6 protein-coding genes are annotated in these 9595 nt (G+C 46.0%); all 6 read right to left on the bottom strand.

Translation table 11 applies throughout. The features are described from left to right. Positions 1-69: 69 nt before the first annotated feature. The 6 genes from L6I86_RS34005 to L6I86_RS33980 all read right to left on the bottom strand — a co-directional run bounded on the left by L6I86_RS34005 (position 70) and on the right by L6I86_RS33980 (position 9536). Positions 70-525: an ROK family protein gene (locus tag L6I86_RS34005; protein ID WP_236293218.1), complete on the bottom strand. Its 456-nt coding sequence runs from the start codon at positions 523-525 to the stop codon at positions 70-72. Between the two features lie 317 nt (positions 526-842). Then, positions 843-2861: a beta-galactosidase gene (locus L6I86_RS34000; RefSeq protein WP_236293217.1), complete on the bottom strand. Its 2019-nt coding sequence runs from the start codon at positions 2859-2861 to the stop codon at positions 843-845. Positions 2862-2882: 21 nt separating this feature from the next. Beyond that, positions 2883-3764, bottom strand: coding sequence for a carbohydrate ABC transporter permease (locus L6I86_RS33995; RefSeq protein ID WP_236293216.1), 882 nt, complete (start codon positions 3762-3764; stop codon positions 2883-2885). Beyond that, complete coding sequence (locus L6I86_RS33990) at positions 3761-4645, bottom strand: carbohydrate ABC transporter permease (RefSeq protein ID WP_236293215.1); 885 nt, start codon at positions 4643-4645, stop codon at positions 3761-3763. The genes L6I86_RS33995 and L6I86_RS33990 overlap by 4 nt, the downstream gene beginning before the upstream one ends. A gap of 231 nt (positions 4646-4876) precedes the next feature. Then, positions 4877-8008, bottom strand: a complete 3132-nt coding sequence (locus L6I86_RS33985; RefSeq protein ID WP_236293214.1) for an RICIN domain-containing protein — start codon at positions 8006-8008, stop codon at positions 4877-4879. Between the two features lie 223 nt (positions 8009-8231). Beyond that, entirely contained in the window at positions 8232-9536 is a 1305-nt protein-coding gene (locus L6I86_RS33980) for an ABC transporter substrate-binding protein (RefSeq protein ID WP_236293213.1), read from the bottom strand. Positions 9537-9595: the final 59 nt, after the last annotated feature.

Genomic DNA, 9595 nt, shown 5'->3' with positions numbered 1-9595 from the left:
CGATTTGAAGCCGAAATATCATATAAGTGCTGGAAATGTTTGAAATTGACATTTGTTTTTACACTCTCCTTAATTTTGTAAAACGTCTTTTGGTGCTTGTTTTATTTCAAGCATTCGTGAAACGCCTAATAAGACGGCATTCGTTTCGCCTCTCGCCACGGTATAGGCAGCTTCACCGATCAGCGCAGCCTCGGCGTCATTTTCAAGGATACAAGGCAGTCCAAATACCACTTCAAACCACTGTACAAAAGGAAACCCTACTGCGTCTGAATATATCTCGTTGATCAGTAGGGTGCGGCTTATTGGATCAACTACGCCCGACATTGCTATCCCGATCCCCGTACACTCGGAAATGGCATATCGGCTTTGAGAAAGTAATTGATAAATGGATCCTATTACATCCGATAGACGCCTTAACAACCCTTCTTGCGATAGGGCTGGTAATCTCGTTATTGAGATAACGGTTCCATTTTGGACCAAACCAATGCTGATGTCTGTTCCCCCAAAGTCAATCACGATGTGCATATTTCATCCTGCCTCCTTCCTTAATCAATTGCACAAGCATTGAATAAGTTTTAAAAGCGCTTGCAAATGCATCTTGCCAAAAGCTGTATCCACTACTCCATACATAGCAAGAATCGAGCCAATAGGAAAATCGCCGTTGAATAGGCAAATAAACATATGCGACATCTATTTTGTGAGCGATTGCACAAAATTTTTACGGCTAATTGTAAAAAAATTGCGCAATTTAAAACAAATGTGATATGTCAGATTTAATTAGAAAACGGAGACCGCAAACCTGCGGTGCTCCGTTTTTGTTGTTCCATAGATTTCCCAGGAAATCAATATACTTGTTCTAAAATAGCAACACCGTACGGCTCAAGCGAGAGCGAGCCCTCAAAGACTCGATGAGACAGCAAATCCTTATAAGTCCCTTCCCTTAATAAAGTCGTTGATTCGTAAGGATTATGATTTAAGACAAACGTGAAGGTTTTGCCATCCTTGCATCTGCTTACAATCTCGACTCCATAAGGCGATTGATGCAGCGGAGCTAAATGAAGCTTGTCGCATAAAGCTTTAGAGAACTTATCCAAGAACGCTTGTTCAGGATCCGTTGCAACATAATACGCTTCCCCTTGTCCGAATTTGTTACGGGTTACCGCCGGCATGCCGGCATAAAAGTCGCGGCCGTAACTCCCAAGCGCTTCCGCTCCTTCAAGGTGCAGCAGGTCGCAAAGCAGACCGCATTCGTATTCACCCTCGAGCTCTTGAAAAGTCGAATTCATCATGATACGGTTGCTCATTTCCGGCTGAAGTGCATCGATTTCCTCTATCCAAATTCCGAGCAAGTCCCTTAATTCGCCCGGGTAACCTTCCAGCGTAACGAGATCATTCTCGTTAACAATTCCGCTGAAGAATGTAGTGACGAACGTTCCTCCTTGTTTCACGAACGACTTCAACCGCTCGCTCACACCAGGCTTCATCATATACATCACAGGCGCGACAATGCACTCATACTTGGAGAAATCGCTAAGCGGGCTAATCACATCGACGCTAATGTTCAAATCATAGAAAGCTTTGTAATACTTCTGCGCTTGCTTGAGATAATCGAGATCTACGCTCGGTCCGCTGGTCATTTCCACTGCATTCCATGTATCGATATCAAACAATAGCGCCACTTTGGACTCCGTTACGGAATCTACAATCGTGTCTCCCAATGCCTTCAGCTCTTGTCCCAACTGCGCGCATTCTCTGAATACCCTCGTATGTTCATGACCTGCGTGAGCAATTAAAGCGCCGTGATACTTCTCACACGCGCCGACGGAACGCCGCAATTGGAAAAACATCACCGTATCCGCTCCATGCGCGACAGCCTGATAGCTCCAAAGCCTCATAACACCGGGCCTTTTCAGGCTGTTATAAGCCTGCCAGTTTTGCTGGCTCGGCGTCTGTTCCATCAGCATGAACGGTTGTCCGTTCTTAAGTCCCCGCATATAATCGTGCCGCATCGCCACGTTGCTCATGGGCTCATTCATTTGAGGATAGCTGTCCCAGGATACGACATCCATCTGATCGGCCCACTTCTGCAAATCAAGGCCGTTAAACAGCCCCCAAATATTCGTTGTGATTTTGAGGCCCGGAGTAATCTGTTTAATCACATCGTACTCGGCTTGATAACATGCCAAAATGGAATCGGACATAAATCTTTTATAATCCAAAGCGATGCCCTGGAAGCATTTGTTATTCCCGTTCAAATTCGTTGGCGGTACGATCTCGTCCCATTCATATACCGTATGCGACCAGAAGCTCATATTCCAAACGCGGTTGACGACGTCTAGCGTGCCATATTTATTTTGCAGCCAAACCCGGAAAGCCGCCGCACACGTATCGCAATAGCAGTGAGGACCGTATTCGTTCCCGATGTGCCATACGACCAAGGATGGATGATTCCCGTAACGCTCCGCCAATTTTGCCGCTAACTGCTTAGAATATTTTCTGTAAACGCTGCTGTTTGGACAAAAGTTGACCCGCGAGCCGTGCGTCCGTTTTCTTCCATCTATATCGACAGGTAGCACTTCAGGATACTGGCGGGACATCCAGGCCGGCTGCGCCGCAGTGGAAGTGGCGAGGCACAGGTAAATCCCTTCTTTGGTCACCGTATCGATAATCTTGTCCAGCCATTCAAAATCATACGTATGCTCCGACGGCTGCAGCTTCGCCCAGCTGAACACGGGCAGCGTCACGACATTAATCCCCGCGAGTTTAAACATACGCATATCTTCTTGCCATACTTCTTCTGACCATTGGTCGGGATTATAATCGCCGCCATAATAAATATACGGCAATTTATCGTTAATCATCGTCAAAACCTCCATGTTCGGTTATTCTTTCATCGCGCCGTCCATCAATCCGGCAAAAATAAACTTGCGCAAGATCAGGTAAATCAATATGGTCGGAAGCATGACCAAAATAATCGCGGCCGACAGTTCGTTCCAATACGTAGCGCGTTCGCCTACAAACGTCATCAAAGCGGTCGATAATGTGCTTAACTTCTTGGACGGCATGTATAGATAAGGAATGTACATGTCGTTCATAATGTCAACGGCTTTTATAATCGCCAGCGTTGCGGTTGCCGGGAGCAAGAGCGGGAACAGAATGGAGCGGAAAATCCGGAAATACGACGCACCGTCCAGGAGCGCGCTTTCATCCAACTGCTTGGATATTTTCTCAATGAACTGCAAGTAGATGAAAATTTGCATTAAATCCGTTCCCGCATATATGATCAGTGGCGCAAACAGCGTGTTATACAGCCCTAGCGACTTGATCGTCTGGAAACGGGCCACTTCCGTTGTATAGGAGGGTACGACAGACGCAACGATAAAAAGCAGAAAAATCGTTTTCTTGAAACGGAACTGAAACCGATTCAGCACGAATGCCGTCATTGCACCCAGAATGGCATTAATAACTACGCTAGATACCGTAATGCTAAGGGAGTTAATGAGTCCAACAAGCATATTCGCTTTCTCGAAGGCAACGCTGAAATTGTGAAATGACCAGCTCTTCGGAAGCGAGAAAGGCGATGTCGCCGAGAGCTCCGGTGACGTTTTGAACGCTGCGAAAACGACCAGCAGCAGGGGGACAAAAATAATTAACGTAATGATCGATAATATGATGTAGTAAAACGTCTTGCCCAAGAAGGAAAGCGCTGCAGCCTTTTCCATTCTAAAGGGTTTGGTTGCAATTTTGGTTTGGGGCATGCTCATGATGATTTCTCTCCTTTCTCACGGATTAGTAAGTTTTGAATGAAACTGAACACGATGATCATCAACATCAAAATAATCGCCATCGCGGAAGCGAGGCCATAGCTGTTGAATTTAAATGCTGTATTAATCGTGAAAATCGTAAACGTACTGCTTGAAGTTCCCGGACCGCCTTGCGTAACAAGAAAAGGAATATCGAATACTTGAAGGGCTCCGCGAATGTTCAAGAACAAAATAATTTCGATGACACGCCGAATGCCCGGCAGCACGATATAACGAACTTGCTGCATTTTGTTCGCACCGTCGATGGTTGCGGCTTCGTACAGATCGTTTGGAATGGACTGCACCCCAGCCAGGAACAGAATGATATGAAAACCAGCGAAGCGCCATAAGGAGATAGCAACCAGCGAATAGTTGACGATTTTCACGTCACTGAGCCAATTGTGAATCCAGCTCTCCAAACCGACGGCTGTCAACAATTCATTGATAGGACCGTTAATCGGGTTATACAAATAGCTAAAAATGTAAGCGACTGCAACACCATTGATGATGTAGGGCAGTAAAATAATGGAGCGGAAAAATTCGCTTGCCCTCATTTTTGCATTCAGCATAACGGCGAGTAAAATTTCAAACGGAATCAACAACGCATGGATAATAAAATAAAGCCAGTTGTTCGAAAGCGATTGCCATACTTGCGACATTTTGAACGCTTTCAAGTAATTGTCAAACCCGACAAAATGCATCTCACGGCTGATCCCGTTCCAGTCAGTCATACTGTACTGAAACAGTTTCGTTGTCGGGTAAATCAGAAATAACAGCAGCAATCCGATCGGCAGCGCCAGAAAGGAAAGTACAATCACTCTCTTTTGCATCTCGTTACTCATGTAAATCCTCCACCCCTTTAACATTCTTTATATAGTTAATATTAGAGAGATTGGACACGCTTTCACATGATCATTTTTGTGCTTTCAATTGATAAATTTTGTTGGTAATAAAACAAGACCGAGAAATGAAGGGCCTTCTGATGGAATAACTTCGTACATGGGGAAAAAGGTGCCCTGGAGACCATAATGGCCAAGGGCACCCTTATTGAAGGTATAGATAACAATATTTACTTACTCCATAATCTTACTGGCTACTAACGTAAGATCTTCAATATCGATGTTGCCATCGCCAGTTACGTCAGCATGCTTGATTTGCTCCCAATGCGGGCTGGATGATGTTTTGCCATAATTTGCAGCGATGATACCAAGATCGCCGATGCTTATCTTATTGTCATGGTTGACGTCGCCTGGAATTCCCGGAGGCGGTGTCGTAATGCTCACGTTAACCGAAGATACTTGCGCCTTCATTTCCGCTCCCTGCCCATCGGCCAGCGTTGCGTCGGTTACAGCAATCGATCCCGTTGCCGGCTGCGTTACAGCTTTGGCTTTGAACTTCAGTTCAAGAACCTCGGCATAGCCTGTCAGAGCCTTTCCTACGTTTGCCATAATAAACTGAAGTTTACCCAGCGTATCCTTTACAGTGTCCACAAGCAGAATCTCGTCTTTCACCGCAGTGGCAGAAATGAAGTCAAAAACGTTCGAATCGTAGTCCATCTTAATACTTTGTGCATATACGTTTTGCGTGACGCTGTCCAGACCTAGCAGTACAGGGATTTCCCCGCCTGTCTGAACGGTGCTTGCTGCGGATAGAGTCGCTGAAGCGTTCTGCGTGCCATCGTCTTTCTGTACCGTAATTTTGCTTACCGCTGTGAAATTGCCGTCCACCGTGGTGACCGTAATGTCCGATTTTCCTTCTTTCAATGCGGTGACAACTGCTTTACCGTCTTTAACTTCCACTTTGGCAATGGTCTCGTCGCTGCTCGACCAAGTTACATTCTTATTCGTTGCGTTCTCAGGAAGTACAGTTGCAATCAGCTCTGCATGTTGCCCTTCTTGAAGCGAGACTTGCGGTTTATCCAGCTGCACGCCCGTTACAGGCATCTCCACCTGCGCGTCCGAGATCACAAATGTGGCCATAGATCCCTCAGGCAGAGTATAGTGGAAGGTATTATTGCTAAGGCTGAGTCCGGAGATCGGAGCCAAATTCTCGCTTGTACTCACGACTGTACGTGTCCCTGTCAAGGAACCTGTTAATGGACTAAATGCCGATAAATTATACGTTACCGTGTTAGCCGCTTCTCTGTCGTTTAACGTGACGATGACGAGTTTCTTGGAAACCTGATCATACGCCGCGATGGAATTTTCATCTTGAATATCAATAATTGTATACCCTGGACGGATATATTTGCTGAACTGTGCCATTGCCCAATATTTTTTGTTTACCACAGTTGTGAACGTGGAATTAGGATCATTTAAATCATTGACATCCAGCATTCCCCAACCGAAACTATCTACGGCTTGCCAATATGCCCATCCTGAGGCTTTCATATATCGCAAATCCTCGATGATGGATCTGGACATCGCTAGGCCTGTAGCATCCCCGTCTCCGTGCTCAGACATCCAGATTTTCTTGCCTGCTGCCGCTTGATTAAAGCCAACCCGGTCCGACCCGCCGTACGTATGCACGTTATACTGTGAGATGACAGACTTGGTAGCTTCAGAGAAGCTGTTGATCGTATCTCGCCCCATGTCGATGGACGTTTCATCCGAAGCGCTTACCGTCGTTGATGAACCTTGTTGCTGAAGCTTTGCCGCCACTTTCTGAATAATTCGCTCCTGATAAGGCGGATCGAAACGACTGCCTTCTTGTCGATTGCCGAAATTCCACCAGGAACTCGGTTCATTCAAACCAGTCAATGTTCGGAACGTAACACCCCAGTGTTCTTTGAAATGCTGATTTACAGTCACTAAATAATCAGCAAAAGCATCATACATATCGTCTCGCAAATTATTGTCTGCTCCATCTTGATAACCCGTCACACTGCCGCTCTTCGTCATCCACCACGGAGGTGAATTGGAGAAGGCTTCGGCAAGGAATTCGCTTGAGGCAATTCTGGATTTGGCCGCTTGGAGGACCCAGCGCTGGTTCGCATCGGCTGTCCAATCATAAGTGCCCTGTGTCGGTTGAAATCCTGGAATCCTAGCACGCAGCTCCGTTGGCCAATTCGGGTAAGCCGGATTCTCGCCGCCGCCAATATTATAGCGGACGATATTCATATTCAGCCCATTCTCGCTAAATAGCTGATCGGCAAAAGTGTTTCTTACGGTATCGGGAGCACCGCCAATGCGGTTAGCAAACCAGGCAAGCGATGTCCCCCAGCCCTCCCATTTTTGATATTGGAGATTTGGATCGACAGCAGCCGTATAGGCCATTGGCGTCGGCGTAATCAGCTCCCATTGCTGTTCTGCGCCGCCGTTGTACGCCCATTGAATGACTTCGCCTCCGTCAGCCGTTGAAGCACCTCCGACCGATGCCGCTTTCCCGCTGTTTCGATTCTCAAGCTTCCAAATTCCTTTACCTAAGCTGGTCAACTTCCATTGCTGGCTGCTGCTTCCATTGTCATCCCATTGCACAACTGCAGCTCCATTTGAAGTCGAGCTATTGCTCACCTGGAGCAGCTTCCCGCTTTTTCGATTCATAATTTTGTAAAAACCGTCTCCGGTTGCCGTGAACTGCCATTGTTGGTTGACTCCTTTGTTATCGCTCCACTGAATATCAGCGGCACCATTCGATACAGAACCTCCTCCAATGTCCATCAGCTTCCCGCTATTGCTGTTCTTGATCTTATAATAGGCGCTTGTATCGGGAGCATCGAGAGTATCTTGTCCAAATACTTTGAATTCATAGAAGCTTGCCCACTCGTTAGCAACTAATCCGGTTATTGTAATCCTTACATACCGGCCGTTTGCAGCAAAATTATCGTGATTTGTTTGATTGCTAACCGTATTTGCAGTTTGATCTGCGACGGTATTCCAAGTGACGTTATCACTCGAAACATCAATCTTGTATTTATAAATATTGCTGTGCTCCCATTTCACTTCCGTTCCCGTTAGCGGTTGTGCGCTTCCCAAATCAACCTTCCACCAGTGGTCCACCGCTCCGTTATTCGCCGTCCATCTGCTTAATAAGTTTCCATCATTGCCGTTAGTGGCAACATTGCCATTGGAAGCTTCCTCGCTGTCCGCGCTGGCCGATTTGCCTAAAGCAAGATTCCAGTCATTGATGACAGAGGTCGCAGCTGCGCTGGTAGCCCCCCCCCCCAAAAGCAAAGGAGAGAAGGCAAACGTAAATATACAAAGCATGATACTCCAAAACCTGAAATACTTTTTCATCATTCATCTCCCATTTCGTTTACAATGTGGCCGCCCGCATATCATTTGTATTCGTTTACATTCAATCATTCGGCGCTTTCATTTTCATATGTGGATATCAGGTTGATCTCTCGGTGTATAACTTTTCCATTAGTCGCCTTATCGAAGTGATGGAGAGGAGATAACTATGCATCCCTCTCCCCATTTCAAGTACCTACTTGCTCGCTCTTGCTTTCGTCCACATGTCATTCAAATCCTTGGAAATTGCATCTAGCGCTTTCCCGCCCATCATGTCTTGACCAAGTTTCTTCCAATCCAATTGAATCGAGTTCACATATTTATTGAAATCCGCGCCGCCTGGACGGTAGTTGAACTCTTCGAATTTATTCGCTTTGTAGAAATCATTCAAGAACGGAACGTCTGCTTTGACGCCTTCCATAACGGAATTCGCTTGCTTTTTATTCACATAGAAGGTGTATGCGTCGGAGCTGAACATCCACTCTTGGAATTTCTTAGCTGCATCAGCGTTTTTGGATTTATTGTTAATACCGAAGAAGTTATCCGTGAAAGTCATGACTTTCAACGGCTCTGACTCGGAATGGCGAGCAGGCAGCGGGAATGCAGCCAAATCATCAATATTTCCTACTTTGGATTTGTACTGTGGGAAGTACCATAGTCCTGCCGCAATGACAGCCGCCTTTTTAGCCTCAAACAATCCCGTTGCCTGGTCGTTGCTCAATCCCAGCGGATCGGCGCCCATGACTTTCGCGTCATATAAAGTCGCAATATCCGTGTATGCTTTATAGAACGGTGTACCTTTATCAAACGGCTTGTCCATTCCGGCAATCTTGTCGTAATAGTTTTCATCGCCGGATGCAAGCAGCGGCATAAATTCGTTAAACGGATAGTTCGGCCAGGAGTCCTTGCCGCCCATTGCATAAGGCTGGTACTTGCCGCTCTTTTTAATCTCCGTTAATACGCTTACAAATTGCTCCCAAGTTGTCGGAACACTTAAGCCTAATTCTTTAAAAACAGACGGATGATAGTAAACAAGTTCAGGAAAAGAAATAACAGGCAATGCGAGAACTTTACCGTCTACGGCAAATTGCTTGGCCTTCGAGTTTTTGGCGGTAACGCTTAAATCATCCAGCGGAAGAAGTTCAGCTTTGAAATCGTTGATAAAATTTGGTTTCATCTCGATAATATCCGGCAGCTCATTCGCTGCTAATCTGACTTTCATCGCTTGCAAATAGTCGCCGTCGCTTTTGAATGTTTCGACTTCCACCTTCACGTTCGGCATCACATTGGAAAACTCTTTCACTTTCTTTGACCAGCTATCCAGGAATTCGCTATCGCTATCCCACATAGCCAGTTTCAATGTAACCGCATTCGCTTTGCTGCTGTCTGCAGTCGGAGCTGTAGTAGAATTGCTGTCTTTCGTTGCCGTATTCCCGCTGCATCCTGCAACGCCGAACGCCAACGTCATTGAAAGTACGGATGTTACTAATTTTCTTTTCATAATCTTTCTTAACCCCCTCAAGATTTCGTAAATGATTTACACTGTTATCTTACAAAATA

It is taken from the genome of Paenibacillus allorhizoplanae (assembly GCF_927798215.1).
Lineage (GTDB): Bacteria > Bacillota > Bacilli > Paenibacillales > NBRC-103111 > Paenibacillus_E > Paenibacillus_E allorhizoplanae.
This window is presented reverse-complemented; position numbering and strand designations above follow the sequence as displayed.